At 67.8% G+C, this 699-nt stretch carries 2 protein-coding genes; both read right to left on the bottom strand.

Going from position 1 to position 699, the window contains the following annotated elements:
- On the bottom strand, positions 1-387 hold a 387-nt coding region (locus KUM32_RS38585; RefSeq protein ID WP_217146462.1), incomplete at its 3' end, for a phosphatidylcholine/phosphatidylserine synthase.
- Positions 374-699, bottom strand: a 326-nt coding sequence (locus tag KUM32_RS38590) for a phosphatidylserine decarboxylase (protein ID WP_217146463.1), incomplete at its 5' end; no start/stop codon positions are given. The genes KUM32_RS38585 and KUM32_RS38590, both read right to left, overlap by 14 nt.

The raw sequence follows: 699 nt of genomic DNA on the forward strand, positions 1-699 counted from the left end.
GCCCCACACCACGACGAAGTACGCCGGGGCGAGGCCGAAGCTGATCAGGTCGGAGAGGTTGTCCAGCTCCGCGCCCATCGCCGAGCTGCGCAGCTTGCGCGCCACGAGCCCGTCGAAGAGGTCGAAGACCGAGGCGAGCAGCATCAGCATCACCGCGGTGGCGGCACTGTGCCGGGCCATCCCGCCGTCCTCGTTGCCCGTCAGGTGCGGGATGAGGACGCCGGTGGTGGTGAAGTACACGGCCATGAAGCCGCAGGTGGCGTTGCCGAGCGTGAGGGTGTCCGCTATCGACAGCCGCGTTGACAGCGGCATGTCGTCCGTGTCGTCACCGCACTCGTCGGCTTCGGGAACCCAGGCGGACTGGGTCTCCGGATCAACTACGGTCAAGACGAGTCACCCCCGCAGTGGTGGTCTCGCCAACCTCGACCGCGGTCTCGACACCTTCCGGAAGGTAGATGTCGACCCGCGAGCCGAAGCGGATCAGGCCGATCCGCTCGCCCTGCTCGACCTTGGTGCCCTGCGGCACGTACGGCACGATGCGGCGGGCGACGGCGCCGGCGATCTGGACCATCTCGATGTCCCCGAGTTCGGTGTCGAAGTGCCAGACAACGCGCTCGTTGTTCTCGCTCTCCTTGTTGAACGCCGGGACGAACCCGCCGGGGATGTGCTCGACCGAGGTCACCGTGCCCGCCAGTGGGG

It is taken from the genome of Streptomyces sp. AC627_RSS907, assembly GCF_019049165.1.